At 65.5% G+C, this 22197-nt stretch carries 21 protein-coding genes and 1 pseudogene; 21 read left to right on the top strand and 1 reads right to left on the bottom strand.

Annotated elements, in window-relative coordinates; translation table 11 throughout:
• Positions 1-157 precede the first annotated feature (157 nt).
• From V5F68_RS09945 to V5F68_RS09845, 21 genes and pseudogenes are all read left to right on the top strand, one after another.
• Entirely contained in the window at positions 158-1531 is a 1374-nt protein-coding gene (locus V5F68_RS09945; RefSeq protein ID WP_394012389.1) for a sensor histidine kinase, read from the top strand.
• A 53-nt stretch (positions 1532-1584) separates the two neighbouring features.
• Complete coding sequence (locus V5F68_RS09940; protein WP_509274709.1) at positions 1585-2535, top strand: NADH-quinone oxidoreductase subunit B family protein; 951 nt, start codon at positions 1585-1587, stop codon at positions 2533-2535.
• Positions 2532-4010, top strand: a complete 1479-nt coding sequence (locus tag V5F68_RS09935; protein WP_394012387.1) for a nickel-dependent hydrogenase large subunit — start codon at positions 2532-2534, stop codon at positions 4008-4010. The genes V5F68_RS09940 and V5F68_RS09935 overlap by 4 nt, the downstream gene beginning before the upstream one ends.
• Before the next feature lie 7 nt (positions 4011-4017).
• Positions 4018-6378 carry a carbamoyltransferase HypF gene (hypF, locus tag V5F68_RS09930; RefSeq protein ID WP_394012386.1) on the top strand — a complete coding sequence of 787 codons (2361 nt, stop codon included), beginning with the start codon at positions 4018-4020 and terminating at the stop codon, positions 6376-6378.
• 146 nt (positions 6379-6524) lie between these two features.
• Positions 6525-7607: a hydrogenase small subunit gene (locus V5F68_RS09925; protein WP_394012385.1), complete on the top strand. Its 1083-nt coding sequence runs from the start codon at positions 6525-6527 to the stop codon at positions 7605-7607.
• The gene (locus V5F68_RS09920) at positions 7604-9418 is read left to right on the top strand and encodes a nickel-dependent hydrogenase large subunit (protein WP_394012384.1); all 1815 of its coding nucleotides are present in this window, start codon (positions 7604-7606) and stop codon (positions 9416-9418) included. The genes V5F68_RS09925 and V5F68_RS09920 overlap by 4 nt, the downstream gene beginning before the upstream one ends.
• Before the next feature lie 12 nt (positions 9419-9430).
• Positions 9431-10189 carry a Ni/Fe-hydrogenase, b-type cytochrome subunit gene (gene cybH / locus V5F68_RS09915; RefSeq protein WP_394012383.1) on the top strand — a complete coding sequence of 253 codons (759 nt, stop codon included), beginning with the start codon at positions 9431-9433 and terminating at the stop codon, positions 10187-10189.
• A 259-nt stretch (positions 10190-10448) separates the two neighbouring features.
• On the top strand, positions 10449-11072 hold the full coding sequence (locus V5F68_RS09910; protein WP_394012382.1) for a HyaD/HybD family hydrogenase maturation endopeptidase: 624 nt from the start codon (positions 10449-10451) through the stop codon (positions 11070-11072).
• A 1-nt stretch (position 11073) separates the two neighbouring features.
• Positions 11074-11403: a HypC/HybG/HupF family hydrogenase formation chaperone gene (locus tag V5F68_RS09905; RefSeq protein WP_394012381.1), complete on the top strand. Its 330-nt coding sequence runs from the start codon at positions 11074-11076 to the stop codon at positions 11401-11403.
• Positions 11403-11822, top strand: coding sequence for a thioredoxin domain-containing protein (locus V5F68_RS09900; protein WP_394012380.1), 420 nt, complete (start codon positions 11403-11405; stop codon positions 11820-11822). The genes V5F68_RS09905 and V5F68_RS09900 overlap by 1 nt, the downstream gene beginning before the upstream one ends.
• Before the next feature lie 10 nt (positions 11823-11832).
• Positions 11833-12678 (top strand): hydrogenase expression/formation protein, encoded by an 846-nt coding sequence (locus V5F68_RS09895; protein WP_394012379.1) that lies wholly within the window; start codon positions 11833-11835, stop codon positions 12676-12678.
• Positions 12679-12687: 9 nt separating this feature from the next.
• Entirely contained in the window at positions 12688-13554 is an 867-nt protein-coding gene (locus V5F68_RS09890) for a [NiFe]-hydrogenase assembly chaperone HybE (RefSeq protein ID WP_394012378.1), read from the top strand.
• Positions 13551-14501, top strand: a complete 951-nt coding sequence (locus V5F68_RS09885) for a nickel-dependent hydrogenase large subunit (RefSeq protein ID WP_394012377.1) — start codon at positions 13551-13553, stop codon at positions 14499-14501. The genes V5F68_RS09890 and V5F68_RS09885 overlap by 4 nt, the downstream gene beginning before the upstream one ends.
• Position 14502: 1 nt before the next feature.
• Positions 14503-14844, top strand: coding sequence for a hydrogenase maturation nickel metallochaperone HypA (gene hypA / locus V5F68_RS09880; protein WP_394012376.1), 342 nt, complete (start codon positions 14503-14505; stop codon positions 14842-14844).
• Positions 14844-15017 (top strand): annotated as a pseudogene (locus V5F68_RS09875) (hydrogenase nickel incorporation protein HypB); the annotation flags it as partial. The gene hypA and the pseudogene V5F68_RS09875, both read left to right, overlap by 1 nt.
• 57 nt (positions 15018-15074) lie before the next feature.
• Positions 15075-15794 (top strand): hydrogenase nickel incorporation protein HypB, encoded by a 720-nt coding sequence (gene hypB / locus V5F68_RS09870; RefSeq protein ID WP_394012374.1) that lies wholly within the window; start codon positions 15075-15077, stop codon positions 15792-15794.
• A 4-nt stretch (positions 15795-15798) separates the two neighbouring features.
• Complete coding sequence (locus V5F68_RS09865) at positions 15799-17274, top strand: sigma-54-dependent transcriptional regulator (RefSeq protein WP_394012373.1); 1476 nt, start codon at positions 15799-15801, stop codon at positions 17272-17274.
• Positions 17275-17286: 12 nt separating this feature from the next.
• Positions 17287-17586: a HypC/HybG/HupF family hydrogenase formation chaperone gene (locus V5F68_RS09860; RefSeq protein ID WP_394012372.1), complete on the top strand. Its 300-nt coding sequence runs from the start codon at positions 17287-17289 to the stop codon at positions 17584-17586.
• A gap of 11 nt (positions 17587-17597) precedes the next feature.
• Entirely contained in the window at positions 17598-18719 is a 1122-nt protein-coding gene (gene hypD, locus V5F68_RS09855) for a hydrogenase formation protein HypD (RefSeq protein WP_394012371.1), read from the top strand.
• Positions 18716-19783, top strand: a complete 1068-nt coding sequence (hypE, locus tag V5F68_RS09850; protein WP_394012370.1) for a hydrogenase expression/formation protein HypE — start codon at positions 18716-18718, stop codon at positions 19781-19783. Before hypD ends, hypE begins: the two co-directional genes overlap by 4 nt.
• A gap of 41 nt (positions 19784-19824) precedes the next feature.
• Complete coding sequence (locus V5F68_RS09845; protein ID WP_394012369.1) at positions 19825-20427, top strand: HupE/UreJ family protein; 603 nt, start codon at positions 19825-19827, stop codon at positions 20425-20427.
• Between the two features lie 303 nt (positions 20428-20730).
• On the opposite strand, the gene V5F68_RS09840 is transcribed toward V5F68_RS09845, so the two are convergent.
• Positions 20731-22077, bottom strand: a complete 1347-nt coding sequence (locus V5F68_RS09840) for a UDP-glucose dehydrogenase family protein (protein WP_394012368.1) — start codon at positions 22075-22077, stop codon at positions 20731-20733.
• Positions 22078-22197 lie beyond the last annotated feature (120 nt).

Raw genomic sequence — 22197 nt, 5'->3', positions numbered from 1 at the left:
AAGCCATCGAGTCTAAGTGGCTGTGTTTCATCTGTTAATTTGTGAATGAAACCTGACCCGCACGGGTGGTGAAGGCGCCTCGCGGATCCTCTGTTGTGATCCGGGGCGCGGCGGGCTTAGCATGTCCGTTCATTCGTGAACCCTGGTCTCCACTTCCATGCCCGGATCCGGTAGCAAAGGCCGCGCGCTCGACCCCGCCTCTGGCGGGCTGGGAATCGATGCGGCCGCTGCTCTCAGCGCCGATGCCGAGCAGGCCTGGATCGCCGTCATCCGCAAGATGGATGAGACCTATGCCGAGCTGGTGACCCAGCAGGTGGAGCTGGAGAACAAGAACGCCGCGCTGGAAGAAGCCCAGGCCTTCATCGCCGGCGTGATGGCCTCAATGACCGACGCCCTGATCGCCTGCGACCTGACCGGCCGGATCGAACAGGTGAATGTCGCCGCCGAACGGTTGCTCGGCCGAGCGGGGTCGGACTTGCTGGAGCTCCGCCTGTCCGATTTGTTGGCGCCGGAGACGCCGACCGGCTTTGCCGACGTGCTGGCTATCGTCGCAAAGCGCCAGCGCATTGTGGATCGCGATTTTGCTTTCTCCACACCGGACGGACCCCTTCCGGTTTCGGTGAATGGCGCGATCCGGTTCGATTCTCGTGGCCGCGCGGTCGGCATTGTTCTGATGGGCCGGCCGATCGGAGAATTGCGTCAAGCCTATAGGGACCTCGCCGCTGCCCACGAGCGGCTGAAGCAGGCGCAGCAGCAATTGGTGCATGCGGAAAAAATGGCTTCGCTCGGGCGGCTGGTTGCCGGCGTCGCGCACGAATTGAACAATCCCATCTCCTTCGTTTACGGCAATGCCCACGCTTTGAAACTCTATGGCGAGCGGCTCGTGAGCTATGTGGACGCGCTTCACGGCTCTGGCCCGGTGCCGGATGACCTGCGAGCGCGGTTGAAGATCGACCGCACCTTGGCGGAGATGGCCCCAACCATCGCGGGCATGCTGGAGGGGGCGGAACGGGTTCGCGACATTGTCGCCGATCTGCGGCGCTTTTCCTCCGATCGAAGGCAGGCATCCGAACCGGTCGACATGGCGGCTCTGGTGCGCTCCTCGCTGGAATGGGTGGCGAAAGCGAAAAATCCGCCGGTCGACACCACGTTTCAGCTGGTAGGGCCGCTCGACGTGATCGGCCATCCCGGCCAATTGCACCAGATGATGATGAACCTCATTCAAAATGCGATGGACGCTATGGAAGGCGCCTCCGACCGCCGGCTCAAAATCGCCGGTGAGCAACGCGGCGACCGGGTGGTCATAACCGTGCAGGACAGCGGCCCCGGTATCCCGGCGGAGATCGCGACGCGGATCTTCGATCCCTTCTTTACGACGAAGGCGGTGGGCAAGGGCACGGGCCTCGGCCTTTCCATCAGCTATCGCATCGTGCAGGAGCACGAGGGTGTGCTTGAAGCGAGCAATCACCCGGAGGGCGGCGCTCTGATGCGCGTGACCTTGCCCGCGGCGCTGTCGGGCAGCCCGTCGTGAGCGGGCGATTCAACATCCTCTGGCTGCAATCTGGTGGCTGCGGCGGCTGCACCATGTCGCTGCTCTGCGCCGAGGGGCCTGATCTCATCACCACCCTCGACAGTGCCGGAATCCACCTCCTCTGGCATCCGAGCCTTTCTGAGGAGACGGGAGGGGAAGCGCTGGCCGTATTCGAACAGATACGGACCGGTGCGGTGCGTCTCGATGCTCTATGTGTCGAAGGTTCCCTTTTACGCGGCCCGAACGGAACGGGGCGTTTCCATGTGCTGGCCGGCACCGGGCGCCCCACAATCGAATGGGTGCGCGAGATGGCCGGCCTTGCCGAGCATGTGGTTGCCGTGGGTACCTGCGCCGCTTATGGCGGTGTGACGGCTGCCGGCTCCAATCCCACCGACGCATGCGGCCTGCAATATGACGGGCGGCGCGAGGGCGGCGCGCTGGGCGCCGCATTTCGCTCCCGCTCCGGCCTGCCGGTCATCAATGTTGCCGGATGCCCCACACACCCCAATTGGGTGACCGAGACCTTGATGCTGCTCGCCGCGGGGCTGCTCGGCGCGCAGGATCTCGATGCCTATCGCCGGCCGCGCTTCTATGCCGACCATCTCGTGCACCACGGCTGCCCGCGCAACGAATATTACGAGTTCAAGGCGAGCGCGGAGAAGCTCTCCGACCTCGGCTGCATGATGGAGCATCTGGGCTGCCTCGGCACCCAGGCCCATGCGGATTGCAACACTCGCTCTTGGAACGGGGAGGGCTCGTGCACCCGTGGCGGCTATGCCTGCATAAATTGCACGGCCCCCGAATTCGAAGAGCCGGGCCACGCCTTCCTGGAAACCCCGAAGGTCGCCGGCATTCCCGTCGGCCTGCCCACCGACATGCCGAAGGCCTGGTTCATCGCCTTGTCCTCGCTGGCGAAAGCGGCGACGCCGGAGCGGCTGCGGCGCAATGCGGTGAGCGATCATCTGGTGGTGCCGCCCACGGTGCGGGACATCAAGCGGCGATGAGCGAAGCACAAGGTTCAGCGGGCGAAGGCGTCACGCGGCTCATTGTCGGGCCGTTCAATCGCGTGGAAGGCGATCTCGAGGTGCGGCTGGACATCGCCAATGGCGCAGTGGCCCAGGCCCATGTGTCTTCGCCGCTGTTTCGAGGCTTCGAGCGTATTCTGGAAGGGCGGGACCCGATGGATGCGCTGGTGATCGCGCCGCGCATCTGCGGAATTTGCTCGGTCTCCCAGTCCCAGGCCGCCGCGCTTGCACTCGCAGGCTTGCAGGGGCTGGTCCCGACCAGAAACGGGCAAATCGCCACCAATCTCATCGTCGCGACCGAGAATGTGGCCGACCATCTCACCCATTTCCATCTCTTCTTCATGCCGGATTTCGCCCGCGCGGCCTATGCGGGGCGCCCCTGGTTCGCGAAGGCGGAAGCCCGCTTCAAGGCCGGGCGCGGCACCAGCGCGCGGCGCCTGCTGGAAGCGCGGGCAACCTTGCTCCATGTCCTCGGCCTGCTCGCCGGCCGTTGGCCGCACACCTTGGCAATCCAGCCGGGGGGCGTGACCAAGCGCGCGGAATCCCGCGATAAGGTCCGCCTTCTGGCGACGCTGGGCGCGGTGCGCGCGGTGCTGGAAGATCAGCTCTTCGGCACGAAGCTGGAGCAGGTGGCGGCGCTCACTGAACGCGCCGAGCTGTACGCGTGGCGTGCCAGGGGCCCGGAAGGGGATTTCCGCTTGTTCCTGGAAATCGCAGCCGATCTGGAACTAGCGCATCAAGGCCGCGCCTATGATCGGTTTCTCTCGTATGGGGCCTATCCCGCACAGGAAGGTACGCTCTATCCCGCCGGCGTCCATGTCGCCGGGCAGGCGGGTGGCTTCGATCCGGCGGATATCGCAGAGGATCACACCTTCTCCCGCATGGAGGAGCGCACGCACGCCCACCATCCGTTCCAAGGCTCGACCGTGCCCGACGCTGCGGACGAGACCGGATACACATGGTGCAAGGCGCCGCGCCTGAACGGCCTGCCGTTCGAAACCGGCGCTCTGGCGCGTCAGGTCATCGACGGCCAGCCCCTCATCCGCGATCTCGTGGCATCGGGCGGAGGCACCGTTTTTTCCCGCGTCATCGCGCGGCTGGTGGAAAGCGCCCGTACCCTCATGGCGATGGAAACCTGGGTGCGGGCGCTGGAGCCGGAGGGCTCCTGGTGTGCCCAGGGGCAGATGCCGGACCGGGGCCGTTTCGCAGGACTGACGGAAGCGGCGCGCGGCGCGCTCGGCCATTGGGTGGAAGTGGAGGGCGGCAAGATCTCGCGGTACCAGATCATCGCCCCGACCACCTGGAACTTCTCGCCGCGCGATGCCGCCGGGATGCCCGGCCCGCTTGAAGCCGCGCTGGTCGGGGCCGTCGTCCGGCCCGACGAAAGCACGCCACTGAGTGTGCAGCACATCGTGCGGTCGTTCGACCCCTGCATGGTCTGCACGGTGCACTGAGGCGGCGATGTCCGAAATTAAAGGGGCCGAGATCATCGTGCGCGGCATCGTGCAGGGTGTTGGATTTCGACCCTTCGTGTGGCGCCTCGCACGGCGCCTTGGGCTTTCGGGCGAAGTCGGCAACCGGGGCGATGCGGTCTTCATCCATGCGGGGGGCTCGGTGGAAGCCCTGGCCACATTGGTTTCGGCGCTGCGCGATGAGGCGCCCGTCCTGTCCCGGGTTGAGGCGATCTCCTCGCATCCCGCGCCCCCGCCCGTTAGCCGGGTGTTCCGCATTGCCGAGAGCGGGGCAGGGGCTGTTTCGGTCGGCATCGTGCCGGATATCGCCACTTGTCCTGCTTGTCGGGCGGAAATCGCAGATCCAGGCGCACGCCGCTTCCAATATGCTTTTACAAACTGCACGGACTGCGGGCCGCGATTTTCCATCGTCCGGGGTCTGCCCTACGACCGCGCCCGCACCACCATGCAGGGCTTTCCCCTGTGCCCTGCCTGCCGCGCAGAATATGAAAATCCGGAAGACCGGCGCTTTCACGCCCAGCCCATCGCCTGCTCCGCCTGCGGGCCGCGCCTGAGCTGGACCTCCTTGGGGCCTGTGCCCGATCCGGCAGAGGCTGATGACGATGCCCTGACCCAGGCCGTGACTGCCTTAAAGGCCGGCGGCATCATCGCCGTCAAAGGGATCGGCGGCTTCCATATCGCCTGCGACGCCACGGACTGTATGGCGGTGAACGAATTGCGGCTGCGCAAGCATCGGCCGTCAAAACCGCTGGCGGTGATGGTCGCGGATCTTGAGGCCGCCTCGGCGCTCTGCCATCTCGCTCCCGGCGATGCGGCGGCGCTCTTGGACCCGGCCGCACCCATCGTGCTCATGCGACGGCGGGACGACGGTCGGCTTGCGCCAGGGGTGGCGCCGGGACCCGGGCGGGTCGGCATCATGCTGGTCTATACGCCCTTGCACCATCTGCTGCTCCAGCGGGTCGGGCGGCCGCTGGTGATGACCAGCGCCAATCGCGCCAACGCGCCGCAGGTGTTTCGGGACGCGAATGCCGCGCCGATGCTTGCCGGCATCGTGGACGGCATTCTCGGCCACGACCGGCCGATCGCCCGCCGCCTGGAGGACCCCGTCGTCCGCGTCGTGGGTGGGCGCGCCCGCGTGATGCGACGCGGACGCGGGCAGGCTCCGCGTCCGCTCGATCTTCCGGAAGATTTCGCGGGCGCGCCGCCGGTGCTCGCCATGGGTGGGGATCTGAAAAGTGCGGCCTGCCTCACCCACGGGCGCAAAGCGCTGCTGACCCACCACTTCGGAGAGCTTGACGCGCCGACGGTGGAGGATGAGTTCGCCAGCGCGATGGCTGATTATGAAGGCGTCTTCTCCCACGTCGCTACGGCTGTCGCCGTGGATCTCCATCCCGATTATCGCGCCACCCGGTTTGGGAGCCAATATGCCGAGAAACGCGGCTTGCGCATGATCGGCGTACAGCACCACCATGCCCACATCGCGGCCGTCATGGCGGAAAACAGCTGGCGCCGCGACGCCGGCCCGGTCGTCGGCATCGCCCTGGACGGGCTCGGGCTCGGGACCGACGGCACCGCATGGGGGGCCGAGATTCTCGTGTGCGATTATCTCACGTTCCGAAGGCACGGCCGGCTGCGACCAATCCCGCTTGCGGGTGGCGACGCGGCGAGCCGAGAGCCGTGGCGCGTCCTACTCGCCCACCTCGACGCGGCGCTGACGGCCGAGGCCGTTCTGGCCGAGCTATTTGCGGGCAAGCCCATCGCCACCGTGCGGGCGATGATCGCGAAGCAGGTCAACGCACCGTTGGCGAGTTCAGCGGGGCGCCTGTTCGATGCCATGGCCGCACTGCTGGGTCTGGCACCGGATCGCCTCAGCTTCGAGGGCGAGGCCGCCATGGCGCTGGAAGCTCATGCCGAAGGGCGGGAGGCGCCGGCGCCCTATCCCTTCTCCATGTCGAATAAAGGCGACCTGCTTGAGCTCGACCCCGCCCCGCTCTGGCGCGCCGCGCTGGCGGATCGCGCAGCCAAGGTCGGCATCGAGACCTGCGCCGCAAATTTCCACGCCGGCGTCGCGATCGCCTTCGCGGATGCGGCGGCGCACGTCGCCCGTGCCGAAGGACTGCGCCACGTGGCCCTGTCGGGCGGGGTGTTCCAGAATGGCCTCCTGCTGGAAGCCATCACAGAACGCCTCGCCTCGGCCGGCTACGCGGTGATGTTGCCCGCCGAAGTTCCGGCCAATGACGGCGGGCTCGCTTTCGGCCAGGCGGCGGTGGCGGCAGCGCGCCTTCTGGCGGACCTGGAACTGGCGAACTTGAAAACCGGTCACGCGCTTTCCGCATCAGCTGGAAAGTGAGGTGTCACTTTCCGCCCCCGATGCCCCTATATTCTCCCAACACTTTGATATTATTAAAGATAAAAACTGGCACGCGGGTTGCTGATGGAGCCTGAGCGCATCGCCTCGACGCGATGGCGTGAGAGCACCACCAGGAGGGACGCCGCATGGTCGGCCTCGAAACCTTTTATGATGTCATGCGGCGGCAGGGCATCACCCGCCGCTCGTTCTTGAAATATTGCTCGCTCACCGCCGCCGCGCTCGGACTCGGCCCGGAACTCGCGCCGCAGATCGCCCACGCCATGGAAACCAAGCCGCGCCTTCCGGTGCTGTGGTTGCATGGGCTGGAATGCACCTGCTGCTCGGAGAGCTTCATCCGCTCTGCCCATCCCCTGGTGAAGGATGTGGTGCTCTCCATGATCTCGCTGGACTATGACGACACGCTCATGGCGTCGGCCGGCCACCAGGCGGAAGCCATCCTCGACGAGGTGATGACCAAATACAAAGGCAATTACATCCTCGCCGTGGAGGGCAATCCGCCGCTCAATGAAGACGGCATGTATTGCATCATCGGCGGCAAGCCGTTCGTGGACCAGTTGAAGAAGGTGGCCAAGGACGCGAAGGCCATCATCTCCTGGGGCTCATGCGCCTCCTACGGTTGCGTGCAGGCGGCGCGGCCGAACCCCACCCGCGCCACGCCGGTGCACGAGGTGATCTTCGACAAGCCCATCATCAAGGTGCCGGGCTGCCCGCCCATCGCCGAGGTGATGACCGGCGTCATCACCTACATGCTCACCTTCGATCGCATCCCGGAACTGGACCGCCAGGGCCGGCCCAAGATGTTCTATTCCCAGCGCATTCACGACAAATGCTACCGGCGCCCGCATTTCGACGCCGGCCAATATGTCGAGAAGTTCGACGATGAGGGCGCCCGCAAGGGCTATTGCCTCTACAAGATGGGCTGCAAGGGCCCGACCACCTACAACGCCTGTTCGACCGTGCGCTGGAACGACGGCGTCTCCTTCCCGATCCAAGCCGGACACGGCTGCATCGGCTGCTCCGAGGACGGCTTCTGGGACAAGGGCTCCTGGTACGCGCGCCTCGCGGACATCAATGGCAAGGGCTTCGGTGTGGAAGCCAATGCAGATCAGATCGGGCTCGCGGCTGCGGGCGTCGTGGGCGGCGCCGTGGCGGTGCACGCAGCGGTCAGCGCCCTGAAGCGCGCCCAGCATAAGGGAGACGCCAAGTGACCATCCAGACCCCCAACGGCTTCAGCCTGGACACCGCCGGGCGCCGCATCGTCGTCGATCCGGTCACGCGCATTGAAGGCCATATGCGCTGCGAAGTGAACGTGGACGCCAACAATGTGATCCGCAATGCGGTCTCCACCGGCACCATGTGGCGCGGGCTTGAGGTGATCCTCAAGGGCCGCGATCCGCGCGACGCCTGGGCGTTCGTGGAGCGCATCTGTGGTGTCTGCACGGGCTGCCACGCGCTCACCTCGGTGCGTGCCGTGGAAGATGCGTTGCAGATCAAGATCCCCAACAACGCCTTCCTGATCCGCGAGATTATGGCGAAGGTGCTGCAATGGCACGACCACGTCGTGCACTTCTATCATCTGCACGCGCTCGACTGGGTGAACCCCGTCAACGCCCTGAAGGCGGACCCCAAGGCGACGTCGGCGCTTCAGCAAGCGATTTCCGACCATTCCAAATCCTCGCCCGGCTATTTCCGCGACGTGCAGAACCGGCTGAAGAAATTCGTCGAGAGCGGCCAGCTCGGCATCTTCAAGAACGGCTATTGGGATAATCCGGCCTATCTCCTGCCGCCCGAGGCTGACCTGCTGGCGGTGACGCATTATCTCGAGGCGCTCGATTTCCAGCGCGAGATCGTCAAGGTCCACACCATCTTCGGCGGCAAGAACCCGCATCCGAACTACATGGTGGGTGGCGTGCCCTGCGCCATCAACATGGAAGGTGACATGTCGGCCGGCGCGCCTCTGAACATGGAGCGGTTGAACTTCGTGAAGCTGAAGCTTCAGGAAGCCTACGAATTTTCAAAGAACGTCTATGTGCCGGACGTGATCGCCATCGCAAGCTACTACAAGGGCTGGCTCTATGGTGGCGGGCTCTCGGCCACCAACGTGATGGATTATGGCGATTACGAAGCCATCCAGGGCAAGAAATCCACGGACCGCCTGCCGGGCGGCGTGATCCTGAATGGCAATTGGAATGAGATTCACCCCATCGACCCGCGCGACCCCGAGCAGGTGCAGGAGTTCGTCACCCATTCCTGGTACACCTACGGCGCGGGCAATAACGACAAGGGCCTGCACCCCTGGGACGGCGTGACCGAACCCAACTACCAGCTTGGCCCTGCCGCCAAGGGCACCAAGACCAATATCGAGGCCGTGGACGAAGCGGCGAAATATTCCTGGATCAAGGCACCGCGCTGGAAGGGCAATGCGTGCGAGGTGGGCCCGCTCGCCCGCTACACCCTCGCCTATGCCCATGGGGTGGATTATGTAAAGGGGCAGGTGGACGAGGCGCTCGGCCGCTTCAACACGCTGGCCGGCACCAACCTGACGCCGAAGCAGGCACTTCCCACCACCATTGGCCGCACGTTGGCGCGCGCCCTTGAGGCGCATTATTGCGCCGAGATGATGCTGACCGACTTCGACAATCTGATCGCTAACATCAAGGCCGGCGACAGCACCACTGCCAATGTGGAGAAATGGGACCCCGCCACCTGGCCGAAGGAAGCCAAGGGCGTCGGCACGGTCGCCGCACCCCGCGGCGGTCTTGGACACTGGATCAAGATCAAGGACGGCCGGATCGAGAACTACCAGTGCGTCGTCCCGACCACCTGGAACGGCGGCCCGCGCGATCCCAAGGGCAATATCGGCGCATTCGAAGCCTCGCTTCTGAACACGCCTATGGAACGGCCGGATGAGCCCGTAGAGATCCTGCGGACGCTCCATTCGTTCGACCCGTGCTTGGCCTGCTCCACCCATGTGCTGGCGCCGGGCGGCGAGGAACTCGCCCGCGTCACCGTGCGCTGAGGGGAGGGAGCAATGACCGACACCTCCCTCGGGGCCGGTTCCGGAGCGGCCGGCGCTGCGCCGGCTGCGGCTCCCGCACCATCGGCCAACGGCTGGCGGAAGCTGACCACCGTCTATGTCTATGAGGCGCCGGTGCGACTCTGGCACTGGGTCAACGCTCTCTCGATCCTGGTGCTTTGTGTCACCGGCTATCTCATCGGCTCGCCGCTCCCCACCTTATCGGGGGAGGCCAGTGCCCATTACATGATGGGAACGATCCGGTTCGTGCACTTCGCGGCCGCCTATATCTTCGCTATCGGCTTCATTGGCCGGGCTTTGTGGGCTCTGGTGGGCAACCAATATTCGCGCGAGCTCTTCACCTTCCCGTTCTGGAGGAAGGCCTTCTGGCGGGGGCTTTTTATCGAGGTGAAGTGGTACGCCTTCCTGAAGCCGCGCCCCCTGAAGTTTGTCGGCCACAATCCCCTCGCGCAGGTGTTCATGTTCTGGGTGATGGTGGTGGGCGGGCTGTTCATGATCGGAACAGGGTTCGCCCTCTATTCGGAAGGCGAGGGCCTCGGCAGCTGGCAGGATCGGCTGTTCGGCTGGATCATCCCCGCCCTGGGGGGCAGCATGAACGTGCACACCTTCCACCATATCGGCATGTGGGTGTTCATCCTGTTCATCATCATTCACGTCTATTCGGTGATCCGGGAAGACATCATGTCCCGTCAGAGCATGGTGTCGGCCATCACCAACGGCTACCGGACGTTTCGGGACGACGACCCGGAATAGCGGCGACCGACGACAGGTCAGAAAGGCGCGGCTTTTGCCGCGCTTTTTTGTTTTGGAAAGTTTCCTTACAAAAATCCAGAGATCTGGAAGGTTTTCAGCCAGACGGTCGTTCGGTCTCGGGCTAAGCTCGTGCGCGAGGCCTTGGCAGGGCTGGTTTTGCGGGCCGAAAAAGCGCTGGCACGGGTCTTGTATTGGTCCAATTCGAAAAAGCCGCGGCGGCAGACCGCATCGGGAGAATCCCCAGGGAGAAAGGCGTCGCATGGCCGACGATCGCATCCTCGTGCTCGGAATTGGCAACATCCTGTGGGCGGATGAAGGGTTTGGCGTGCGGGTCGTGGAGGCCATCGATCGCGACTTCGTCATGCCCGACGGCGTGACCCTACTGGATGGTGGTACCCAGGGCCTCTATCTGCTCCCGCACCTGGAAGAGGCCGACATCGTCGTGATCGTCGATGCGGTCGATTACGGCCTACCGCCCGGCACGCTGCATTTTCTGAGCGACGACGAGGTTCCCGCCGTGCTCGGCGCGCGCAAGGTGAGCCTGCATCAAACCGGGTTTCAGGAAGTGCTCGCTCTGCTTCAGTTGCGCGGCTGCGCGCCCCGCGTCTTGCGCCTGGTGGGGGTGCAGCCCCATACGCTCGATGATTATGGCGGCGGCCTGACCGACATGGTGGCGGCGCAGGTGGCGCCCGCAGCCGCGCACGTCGTCGCCTTGTTGAAGGATGCGTTCGGCGTCACGCTCGCGCCCCGCACGCTCGCAGACGAAGCCGTTCTGGCTCCGGCGATCGCCCGGCAAGCCTATGAATCCGGTCGCCCCAGCGCGGCGGAGGCGTGTCGCATCGGTGATGCGCGCGTACTGGCCCTCAGAAGCGAAGGCGCCTGAGATGTGTGTCGGTATCCCCATGCGCGTTGTCGAGCGCTTCGGCGATTTCGCCCAATGCGAAAGCGACGGCAAGGTAGAGCGGATCGACCTGTCTCTGGTGCCAGAAGCTGGGATCGGCGACCACGTCCTCGTGTTTCTGGGCGCGGCCCGGCGCGTCGTGGATGGGCACGAGGCGCGCTTGATCGCCGATGCGCTCGCCGCCCTATCCGCCGTCATCACCGGCAACGGTCCGGCCTCTGTCCTTAATGCGGCGTTCGCGGATCTCGATCGTGAACCGCAATTGCCGCCTCATCTGGCCGCCGCCCTTGCCGCCGGCCGAAAGGAAGCCTGATGGCCGAGATCGCATCCAACATCCCGCCCGCCGCGGCGGCGCTCCATCCCCTGGTCCAGCGGCTCATCACCGCCCACGGCTACGCTTATGTGGAAACGCCCGAGGACCTCGGCGCCGATCCGCGCGACCGGCTGCTGTTTCTGCCAGCCCACGGAAAAACGCACATGGAAACGCCCGATATCGCGGCGGTGCTCCCCGAACTGGTTCGGGCCCTGGATAGTGGGCGCCAGCCTTTGACGGGCGCGGTGGCTGGGCCTGCGATCGAACTCGCCCTGCGCGACGCCCTTGCTCTTGCCCTTCCGGCAATCGTGGTCCTGCGCGACGGAGATCCAATTGGGTCGATAGCGCGCATGCGCGACTGGGACGAATACCTCACCCGGCTCGGCACGGTGCTCGCCGAGACCTGCGTGACTCATTGAGGATCCCGGAATGGCATCGCTTCCCATCGCCACGCATCCGCCCATCGGCTTTGGTCCCGGCAGCCAGACGGAAGGCGCGGACGGCCTCGCCTATCTGCCGATGCCATCGGGGATGCGCGTATATGAATCCCATCTCCCCGAGGTCGAGGACAAGGCCCGCTACGCTGCGGCCTTCGCCGCCCTGGAAGAGGTGCAGCGCGCGCTGGAAGGCTGGAAGCCGGGCGACCATGCCAGTGTCTCGCTGAACGGCTTCGACGCGGCGAACCGGCGGCTGATCGATGAGGCGCTGGGCGAGGGCGAAGTCGCCGTGCGCGTCAGCGGCGGCGGTGCGCCCCTGGAAATCCAGGAAGCGACCTTCGCCGGGGTGTGGCGGGTGCGCGGCACGGAGGGGGTGGACCGGATCGAGGTTGGCGCGTTTCCGCGCGGCGCTCTTCTGCGTGCCTTTCCCTCGCATTGGGAGATTGATCTGGCGGACACCGCCCGGCCGCGCTCCGGTGTCGTCAACGCGCCGCCGATCATTGCCGAGATCGCCCACCGCACCGAAGGGCGCGCGCCGGGAACGCCGGCCCATGTCATCAATTTCTCCCTTCTGCCGCACACGCACGAGGATCTCGCGCTGATCGACGCGGCGGTCGGGGTCGGCGGCCTTACCATCCTCTCGCGCGGCTATGGCAATTGCCGCATCGACGCGGCGGCGCGGCGTGATGTCTGGCGTGTGCGCTATTACAATTCCACCGACATGCTCATCCTGGACACGCTTGAAATCACCGATCTGCCAGAGGTCGCCTGCGCCGCGCCGGAAGACATCGCCGATTCCGCCGAACGGCTGACCGAAGTGCTCGGGGCCATGCGATGAGGACCGATCATGCGGTTTGAAGGCTCATTTCGCGGCGCGAACGGCGGGCTCGACCCCAAGACCCGCCTGGAGTGCAAGGTGTGCTGGCACGTCTACGACCCCGCCGAGGGGTGTGAGACGTGGCAAGTGCCCGCCGGTACTCCTTTCGTGGACTTGCCGGACCACTGGCGCTGCCCGGTGTGCGATGGCGACCGCGAACAATTCATGGTGCTCGACCAGGGGGAGGGGATCGCCGCCGCGCCCGCGCCGGCGGTTGATCCGCGCCTGGAGGAGATCGTCCGCACGGTGCCGCTGCGCCTGGAAGCTGCGTTCCGCGAGATTCACGCAGGCCAGATGCGGGGCGTGCCCATCGTCAATGAGACGCTCTCGGTAAAGGCCGTGGGTTTCCGCGCCTATGAGGGGCGGGTGTTCGGCATGCTGATCACCCCCTGGTTCATGAATCTTGTCCTGCTTCCCGGCCCTGACGAGGATTGGACGCGCCTCGCCACCGGAACCAAGGAACTGATCGCCTTTCCCTCGGGCTGGTATGAATTTCTCAGCGCGAACCGCCCGGAAACCGGCCCCTACAAGGCTTGTTCGCTGTTTTCGCCCATGTTCGACTTCACCTCGATGCTTCAGGCGACGGAAACTGCGACCGCGGCCTTGATCGCTTTGCTTGATCCCGCTCATCGCGAAGAAGGCGCTCCGACGGCCGAAATTCGCCGCCGACGCACCGAGGAATTGGCGGCGCAGGAGGCTGCGGAGGCAGCGGCTTCACGCGATGACGCCGTGTCGCCCGATGCGGCGGAACAGCGGCCGGTGCTTTCGCCCCAGCCCACACGTCGCGAACTGATTTTCGGCGCCGCCGGCGCCCGCGCGGCATCGGAGCCGGCATGAGCGTGGCATTGACCATCGCGCGGCCCGGGGTCGCGGCAGGCTGGCACTTCACCAGCGCGCCGATGCTCGATCCGGAGCCGCTGCTGGTCGGCCGGCGCGTGGAAGATGCGCTGGAGCTGTTGCCGCGCGTGTTCAATCTCTGCGGGGCCGCCCATCGCGCGGCCGCAAGCCATGCGCTTGGCCTGCCCGGTACGGAAAACGCAGTCGAGATTCGGGCTGAGACCGTGCGCGACCACGGCATAGCGCTGTTTCAACTTTGGCCAAGCCTGCTCGGCACCATGCCCGATAGGGCAGGCCTTGCTTTGCTTGCACGCGGGACGCCGAAGGAATTGGTCCGGCATGTGTGCGGCGAAGACAATCTGCCCGAATTCTCCCTGGCCGATCTGGACTCTTGGCTGGCCCGCGCGCCGACACCCGCCGCACGATTGCTGAGCGAGGTGCGCGACCGCCTGGATCCGGCATGGGGGCGGGCCGCGCTTCCACCTCTCAACGTCGCGGCACTCGACCTGGACCTGATGGAAGACGTGCCTTCACCCCGGTGCGAGGCCACAGTGCTTGAACGTGTGCGCACCGCACCCGTGATCCGTGCGCTGCTCCAGGAGGAAGGCGCGAGCCTGTTCGTGCGCCTGCTCGCGCGCATCGTGGATCTGCTCTGGATGACGGAGAGCGGCCGCGACACGCGGCTTCATGGGCAAGCCGGGGCAGGGGTCGGGTACGCGCAAGCGGCGCGGGGCATCCTCGTCCACCAGGCGAAGGTGAGGGATGGCCTCGTCGCCTCCTATCGCGTCCGCACGCCCAGCGCCTGGAATCTGACGCCGGGCGGCCTGTTCGCGCGCGTGCTCGCGGCCTTGCCGGCGCGGCGCGAGGCGCAGATGCTGGCACGGATTGCCGAATGCGCGGTCAATCCCTGTGTTCCGCTCACCCTCCACTTTTCAACGGAGGCATGACATGCACGAGATGGCGTTATGCGAAAGCCTGCGTGCCGCCATTGAGGACGCGGCGCGGGTCCAGAACTTCTCTCGCGTGACGCGGGTGCGGCTGGCGATCGGGGCGTTCGCCGGCGTCGAGCCCGAGGCATTGCGCTTTGGCTTCGACGTTGTCATGCGCGGTTCGCTCGCGGAAGGCGCGGAGCTGGTGATGCTCGAGGACAGCGGCACCGCCTGGTGCTTCACGTGCGGAACGACGGTGCCGCTCGCCACGCGCCTCGACCCGTGCCCTGCCTGCGGGGGGGAGCGCCTGGTGCCCAATGGCGGCACCGAGATGAAAATCAAAGACCTGGAGGTCGTGTGATGTGCGTCGCCTGCGGTTGTGGATCCGATGCCGTCACCCTATCCGGTCCCGATGCGGCGCAGACGGGGCAGGGGACCCATACCCATACTCACGATGCGGATGCCCACTCCGGGGCGCACCATCATGAGCATGCGCATGCGCATGGGCATTCCCATTCCCATGACCACCAGCACCACGATGCTGCCGCGCAGCCGCAACACAGCCATGCGCCCGGTCTCGACGCGCGCCGCATGGTGGAGATCGAGCACAATATCCTGGCCAAGAACGACGGGTTCGCGGCGCAAAACCGCGTCCGGCTCGCAGCGGATGGGGTGTTCGCCCTGAACCTGCTCGCAGGTCCGGGTGCTGGCAAGACGACGCTGCTGGTCGAGACCCTGAAAGCCCTTTGCGGCCGCGTTCCCGCAGCCGTCATCGAGGGCGACCAGCAGACCGCGAACGATGCCGCGCGGATCCGCGCGGTCGGCTTTCCCGCGGTCCAGATCAACACCGGCAAGGGCTGCCACCTGGACGCGCACATGGTGGGCCATGCGCTGGACCGGCTACCGCTTCCGGCCGGTGGGATATTGTTCATCGAAAATGTCGGTAACCTGGTCTGCCCGGCGGCCTTCGATCTCGGTGAGGACAAGCGCATCACCCTCCTCTCCGTGACGGAGGGCGAAGACAAGCCGCTGAAATACCCGGATATCTTCCAGGGGGCCGATCTGGTCCTGCTCACCAAGGCCGACCTGTTGCCGCATCTGGACGTGGATTTCGACGCGATTGCCGGAAATGTCGCGCGCATCAATCCCACGGCGCGCGTGATCACCCTTTCCTCGCGCTCGGGCGCCGGATTTACGGAATGGCTGGCTTGGCTTGAGGGCGCGCGCCGCGCGCGGCTGGAAGATCTGGCGCGGGTCGCCGAACAGCGGGCACAGGCGCTGCGCGGCGTCGTCCATACGGCGGCGGAGTAGGGGGATGAGCACCCGCCCCGCCCTTCTCCTGGTGGACGACGAGCCCCGTTCGGTGGAGGTGATGGCGCGCGTGCTCGGCGAGGAGTTCGAGGTCTTCACCGCCCTCGGCGCGGCGGAGGCGCGGCGCATCCTGGAAAGCGAGTGGGTCCAGGCGGTGTTCTGCGATCAGCGCATGCCGGACGTGTCGGGCGTCGCCTTTTTGACCGAAGTGCGCGAGCGCTGGCCGGAAATCGTGCGCGTGATCGTCACCGGCTATACCGAGCCGGAAGACATGATCGGCGCGATCAACGGCGCCGGAATCTACCAATACATCACCAAGCCCTGGCATCCGGACCAATTGCTGCTGGTGGCGCGCAATGCCGCCCATCTGTTCGCCCTGCAACGCGACCATCATCGCCTCTCGCTGGAACTGAAGCTCGCCGCGCCGGTGGCGCAGGCCCGCCTTGCCGCCCAGCACGAGCGCGTGGCGCGGAATTTCCATTTCGATACCCTGATCCGCAGTCCCGAAAGCCCGTTGAACGAGACCTGCCGGCGCGCGGCCCAGGTGGCGGTGTTCGATGTGCCGGTGCTGATCCAGGGAGAGACGGGCACCGGCAAGGAACTGCTCGCGCGGGCAATCCATTATTCCAGCCTGCGTTCGGAGCGCCCGTTCTTCGCCGTCAATTGCGGAGCCATTCCCGACGAATTGCTGGAGTCCGAGCTGTTCGGGCACAAGAAAGGCGCCTTCACCGGCGCCCATACCACCCGCATCGGTCTGCTGGATGAGGCGGATGGCGGCACGGTGCTACTGGATGAGATCGGCGACGTTTCTCCCGCATTTCAGGTCAAGCTTCTGCGTTTCCTCCAGGAGGGCGAGATCCGGCCCGTCGGCTCCAACGAGGCCAAGCGCGTCAACGTGCGCGTGCTGTCCGCCACCCACCGCGACCTCACGCAGGAGGTCGCGGGAGGACGGTTCCGCGAGGATCTCTTTTACCGTCTGTCCGCCATGGTGCTGATGATGCCGGCCCTGCGCGCCCGACGCGACGATCTGCGGGTGCTTGCGACCACCATTCTGGATGGCTTGTGCAATCTCCACGGCAAGGTGGTGAAGGGCTTCACCGATGAGGCGCTCGCCTGCATGGAGGCTTACGATTGGCCCGGCAATGTGCGCGAAATGCAAAATGAGGTGCTGCGCATGCTGGTGCTCTCCACCGGGTCCCAGCTGGGCGCCGATCTGCTCTCGCCCCATGTGGTGCGCGCTGCCGCCGCGCCGGAGGGCGCGTCCCAGCAAATCGCCTTGCCCGACGGGGGTCTGCCCGACGGCGGGCTGCTGAAGGACCGCATCGAGCGCATCGAGGCATCCATCCTCATGGAAACGCTCGTGCGCTGTCGCTGGAACAAGAGCCGGGCGGCCGAGGAACTCGGCCTGTCCCGCGTCGGCCTGCGGGCCAAGATCGACCGCTACGGTATCGCCCGCGGTCGCACCTTCGCGCGCCATTAAGGAGACGAACCCATGTGCCTCGGGATTCCCGGTCGGATCGTCGCCATCACCGACGCGGACGCGATGCTGGCGATCGTGGATGTCTCCGGCGTCCGCCGCAGCGTCGATGTCGTGTGCGTGGCCGAGCCGGGTGCGCCGCTGGACGCGCTGGTCGGCGTGTGGGTGCTGGTGCACGTGGGCTTCGCCATGAGCCGGATCGATGAGGCGGAGGCAGCAGCCACGCTGAAGGTGCTCGCTGAAATCGGCGAGATGGACGCGGAGATGGACGCGATGCGCATCGGCAGCGTCGAGCCGCTTGTGCGGGCAGGGTAGGGGCGGCGATCATGCGTTTCGTCAATGAATTCCGCGATCCGGCCCTCGCGACCGGACTGATCCGGGAAATCGGCGTGCTCGCGGCCCGCCTGGAGCGGGGGCGCACCAATCCGGTGGCCGTCATGGAAGTTTGCGGCGGGCACACCCACGCCATCTTCCGCTACGGGCTGGAAGGGCTGCTCCCCGACATCATCGAATTCGTGCACGGCCCGGGATGCCCGGTCTGCGTGCTTCCCATGGGGCGGGTGGATGACTGCGTCGCCATCGCAGAGCGGCCGGAGGTGATCTTCGCCACCTTCGGAGATGCCATGCGCGTCCCGGGCTCACGCAAGAGCCTGCTCCAGGCCAAGGCGGATGGCGCCGATGTGCGCATGGTCTATTCGCCGCTCGATGCGCTGGAGCTGGCGCGGCGCAATCCCAACTGCGAGGTGGTCTTCTTCGGCCTTGGGTTTGAAACCACCATGCCTTCAACCGCGCTCACCGTGCTGCGCGCTGCCCGCGAGGACATCGCGAATTTCTCCCTGTTCTGCAATCACATCACCATCATCCCGACGCTGCGCGCCTTGCTGGAGCAGCCGGACTTCGGCATCGACGGCTTCATCGGGCCGGGCCACGTCTCCATGGTGATTGGCACGGCCCCCTACCGGTTCATCGCAGAGGAGTTCCATCGCCCGCTGGTTGTGGCAGGGTTCGAGCCGATCGACCTGCTGCAATCCTTGCTGATGGTGCTGCGGCAGCTCGCGGCCGGCGAGGCGCAGATCGAAAATCAATATGCGCGGGTGGTGCCGGAAGGCGGCAACCCCGCTGCGCTTGCCGCAGTGGCGCAGGTGTATGAAACCCGCCCCACATTCGAATGGCGCGGGCTCGGCTCCATTGCCGAATCGGGGGTACGGCTGCGTGAACCCTATGCCCGGTTCGATGCCGAACGGCGCTTCGCCGTGCCGGATGTGAAGGTCGCCGATCCCGCGGCCTGCCGCTGCGGCGAGGTGCTCACCGGCGCCGTGAAGCCCTGGGCCTGCCCGGTGTTCGGCACCAGTTGCACGCCCGAAATGCCGCTCGGCGCACTGATGGTTTCCTCCGAAGGCGCATGCGCTGCGTATTATCAATATGGCGGCATGAAGGGGGCGGCATGAACATTCCTTTTGACCGGCCCGTGCGCCGGCCCCGCCGCGTGACGCAGGCCACCGTGACGCTGGCCCATGGCGGCGGTGGCACAGCCATGCGCGACCTCATTGAGGATGTGTTTCTGGAAACCTTCGCGGGGGCAGGGCACCCCGCCCCGGAGGATCAGGCGCGGTTCGACCTGACGGCGCTGGCCGCGCTGGGCGACCGTCTGGCTTTCACGACCGATTCCTTCGTCGTCGATCCCCTGTTCTTCCCAGGCGGCGACATTGGCACCCTTGCCGTCTGCGGTACGGTGAACGATCTGGCCGTCGGCGGAGCGCGGCCGGTGGCTCTGTCTTGCGCGGTGATCATCGAAGAAGGGTTGCCAGTCGAGACCCTGCGCGCGGTCGTCGCCTCCATGGCGCGCACGGCGGCAGCGGCCGGCGTGTCCATCGTGACCGGAGATACGAAGGTGGTCTCGCGCGGAGCGTGCGACAAGCTGTTCATCACCACCACCGGCATCGGCGTGGTGCGGGCCGGCCTCCATGTGGGCATCGACCGCGCGCGGCCCGGCGATGTGGTGCTGGTGAATGGCCTGCTTGGCGATCACGGGGCGGCGATTTTAAACGCCCGCGGGGATCTGGCTTTGGAGACCACGATCGAGAGCGATTGCGCCCCGTTGCATGATCTCGTCGACGTTCTCGTCACGGCGGCGCCGGGGGTTCGAATGATGCGGGATGCCACGCGCGGCGGCGCTGCGGCGGTGCTGAACGAACTGGCAGACGCGAGCGCGGTGGGCGTGCGGATACGCGAAGTGGATCTGCCGATCCGCCTCGAAGTGAACGGCTTTTGCGAGATTCTCGGCCTCGACCCGCTCTATCTTGCCAACGAGGGCAAGCTGATCGCGGTGGTCCCTGCCGAGGAAGCGGCAGCTGCACTTTCGGCATGGCGTGTGCATCCACTGGGGCAGGGGGCCGTCGCCATCGGCACCGTGGTGGCGGAGCGGCCCGGCCGTGTCGTGATGGAAACGCGCTTTGGCGGCGAGCGCATCGTGGACATGCTGGTCGGCGATCAATTGCCCCGGATCTGTTGAGTTTGATGCAAGATGAACCCGTCCTTCAGGAGAGTGGCTTTATGACCCGTCCCGCCTTTCGTCTTCTCGCGATCGCCGGAGCCTTGGCCCTGGTGCCTTCAATGGCCTTCGCCCATACCGGCGTCGGAGCCACGCACGGCTTCGTCCATGGCTTCATGCATCCGGTCACCGGCCTCGATCACGTGCTGGCCATGGTCACGGTCGGCATTCTTGCCTGGCAGATGGGCGGGCGCGCCCTTTGGTTGCTGCCGGCTAGCTTCGTGGCCTTGATGGCGGCCGGCGGCGCCCTGGGCATGGGCGGCTTCAACCTGCCATACGTCGAGACGGGCATCGCCTTGTCGGTGGTCGTCCTCGGCGCAGCCGTGGCCATGGGGGTGAAAGCGCCGCTGGCCTTCGCCATGGGCCTGGTCGGTATGTTCGCCATTTTCCACGGTCACGCACACGGCGCCGAAATGCCGGAGAACGTCGGCGGCCTGTCCTATGGCCTCGGCTTCATGCTCGGCACCGCGCTGCTGCATCTCGCAGGCCTGGGTCTTGGCTTCGCCATTGGCCGGCTCGGCGAAACGTCCGGACGAGCGTGGGTACGCGGCGCAGGCGCTGCCATTTCCCTCGCGGGCGTCGCGCTACTGAGCGGCGCACTCTGAGCGATCCAACAAGCCGCTGAGAGTTTGGGCCGGTGCTGCGAAGTTCGCGGTGCCGGCCTCGCTTCTGATTAGAACCGGCGGCACACCGAGCGGTCTCATCCGTAGCCACGAATCCCACAGAGAATAGTTCCATAATATCTCTTCTGCGATTTATGGATTGGTGATTTCCATCCAGCGTGGGGCTTTCTTCCCTGCCCGCAGCTTGGATTTTGGCTGCGGGTGCATCTCTACATCCCTGGCATGCGGCGTGCGGTCTGACGGCATCCGGCCACAGGCGATGTTGCCCATGGCCGGAGTGCTTGATCATTCCGCGGCTTTGGCTGCCCCGACGCCGGACTGTGCACTCGGCCGTCCGACGCTGTCATAGGTGAAGCCAGCTTCGGCCATTTCGTCGGGCCGATAGATATTGCGCAGGTCCACAAGCACCGGCTGCGTCATGATCGTCTTCAGTTTGGCGAAGTCGAGAGCGCGGAACGCGTCCCATTCCGTCACGATGACAATCGCATCCGCCCCTTCCGCGATCTCATAGGGTCCGGAGCCGTAGTGCACGCCGGCGGGCAATACTTTCTTGGCTTCGTCCATTCCCTCGGGGTCGTACGCCCGTACCTTCACGCCACGATCCAGAAGCGTGTTGACGATGGCGATCGCCGGGCTGTCGCGCATATCGTCGGTGTTGGGCTTGAACGTGAGGCCGAGCACCGCAACGGTCTTGCCGCGGGGATCGGAACCCAGCGCGCGTATCACCTTCTTGCCCACTGCGAGCTTACGCACGTCGTTGACCGCGACCACGGTCTCGATAATCCGCAGCGGCGTGCCCGCCTGCTGCGCGGTGCGCGTCAGCGCCAGCGTATCCTTGGGAAAACACGAGCCACCGTAGCCCGGTCCGGCGTGCAGGAATTTGCCGCCGATGCGGTTGTCGAGGCCGATGCCCCGAGCAACTTCCTGCACATTCGCGCCCACTTCCTCGCATAGATCGGCGATCTCGTTGATGAAAGTGATCTTCATCGCGAGGAACGCATTGCCGGCATATTTGATCAGCTCGGAAGTGCGGCGGCTGGTAAACAGAAGAGGCAGATTGTTCAAGGATAGCGGGCGGTACACCTGCGCCATTACTTCGCGCGCACGAGGCTCCTCACTGCCCACCACCACGCGATCAGGCCGCTTGAAATCCTCAATCGCCGCGCCTTCCCGCAGGAACTCCGGGTTAGAAACCACGGAGATATCGGCATCCGGCCGAGTTTCGCGGATAACCCGCTCCACTTCGTCGCCGGTGCCCACAGGCACCGTCGATTTTGTAACCACGACGGTATAGCCGTCCGCTGCCGCTGCAATTTCACGCGCTGCCGCATAGACGTAGGACAAATCGGCATGTCCGTCGCCACGCCGCGACGGGGTGCCGACGGCGATGAATACGGCGTTTGCTTCCTTCACCGCTTCGGTCAGATCGGTGGCAAAATCCAGCCGGCCGGCCGCGACATTGCGATGAACGAGTTCGTCAAGGCCGGGCTCGAAAATGGGAATTTCTCCCTTCTCGAGCATGGCGATCTTATTGGCGTCCTTGTCTATGCACGTGACCCGATGGCCGAAATCCGCGAAACAGGCTCCGGATACCAGTCCAACGTACCCCGTTCCGATCATCGCAATGCGCATGTGTGCCAAAGTCCCAGTTTCGCAGAAAGGTGCTGCAGCTTACAGCATCTCGCCGCCGTGCGCCGCAATGCAGCAAAGAAACAGTGCTTTTCCTTAAACGATCCCAGCGCGCAGGCAAAT

Origin of the sequence: Roseixanthobacter pseudopolyaromaticivorans, from assembly GCF_043195145.2 — a bacterium.
In the GTDB taxonomy this organism is placed as follows: Bacteria; Pseudomonadota; Alphaproteobacteria; order Rhizobiales; family Xanthobacteraceae; genus NCEH01.
Note: the sequence above shows the minus strand (reverse complement) of the source record. Positions and strands in the feature narration are given on the sequence as shown.

Bases quoted from the DNA above. Each gene is read 5' to 3' on its own strand.
- hypE (WP_394012370.1), top strand. From the start codon at position 18,716: ATGAACATTCCTTTTGACCGGCCCGTGCGCCGGCCCCGCCGCGTGACG.
- cybH (WP_394012383.1), top strand. From the start codon at position 9,431: ATGACCGACACCTCCCTCGGGGCCGGTTCCGGAGCGGCCGGCGCTGCG.
- V5F68_RS09905 (WP_394012381.1), top strand. From the start codon at position 11,074: ATGTGTGTCGGTATCCCCATGCGCGTTGTCGAGCGCTTCGGCGATTTC.
- V5F68_RS09860 (WP_394012372.1), top strand. From the start codon at position 17,287: ATGTGCCTCGGGATTCCCGGTCGGATCGTCGCCATCACCGACGCGGAC.
- V5F68_RS09945 (WP_394012389.1), top strand. From the start codon at position 158: ATGCCCGGATCCGGTAGCAAAGGCCGCGCGCTCGACCCCGCCTCTGGC.
- V5F68_RS09840 (WP_394012368.1), bottom strand. From the start codon at position 22,077: ATGCGCATTGCGATGATCGGAACGGGGTACGTTGGACTGGTATCCGGA.
- V5F68_RS09925 (WP_394012385.1), top strand. From the start codon at position 6,525: ATGGTCGGCCTCGAAACCTTTTATGATGTCATGCGGCGGCAGGGCATC.
- hypB (WP_394012374.1), top strand. From the start codon at position 15,075: ATGGTGGAGATCGAGCACAATATCCTGGCCAAGAACGACGGGTTCGCG.
- hypA (WP_394012376.1), top strand. From the start codon at position 14,503: ATGCACGAGATGGCGTTATGCGAAAGCCTGCGTGCCGCCATTGAGGAC.
- hypD (WP_394012371.1), top strand. From the start codon at position 17,598: ATGCGTTTCGTCAATGAATTCCGCGATCCGGCCCTCGCGACCGGACTG.
- V5F68_RS09935 (WP_394012387.1), top strand. From the start codon at position 2,532: ATGAGCGAAGCACAAGGTTCAGCGGGCGAAGGCGTCACGCGGCTCATT.
- V5F68_RS09865 (WP_394012373.1), top strand. From the start codon at position 15,799: ATGAGCACCCGCCCCGCCCTTCTCCTGGTGGACGACGAGCCCCGTTCG.
- V5F68_RS09910 (WP_394012382.1), top strand. From the start codon at position 10,449: ATGGCCGACGATCGCATCCTCGTGCTCGGAATTGGCAACATCCTGTGG.
- V5F68_RS09885 (WP_394012377.1), top strand. From the start codon at position 13,551: ATGAGCGTGGCATTGACCATCGCGCGGCCCGGGGTCGCGGCAGGCTGG.
- hypF (WP_394012386.1), top strand. From the start codon at position 4,018: ATGTCCGAAATTAAAGGGGCCGAGATCATCGTGCGCGGCATCGTGCAG.
- V5F68_RS09940 (WP_509274709.1), top strand. From the start codon at position 1,585: ATGTCGCTGCTCTGCGCCGAGGGGCCTGATCTCATCACCACCCTCGAC.
- V5F68_RS09895 (WP_394012379.1), top strand. From the start codon at position 11,833: ATGGCATCGCTTCCCATCGCCACGCATCCGCCCATCGGCTTTGGTCCC.
- V5F68_RS09900 (WP_394012380.1), top strand. From the start codon at position 11,403: ATGGCCGAGATCGCATCCAACATCCCGCCCGCCGCGGCGGCGCTCCAT.
- V5F68_RS09845 (WP_394012369.1), top strand. From the start codon at position 19,825: ATGACCCGTCCCGCCTTTCGTCTTCTCGCGATCGCCGGAGCCTTGGCC.
- V5F68_RS09890 (WP_394012378.1), top strand. From the start codon at position 12,688: ATGCGGTTTGAAGGCTCATTTCGCGGCGCGAACGGCGGGCTCGACCCC.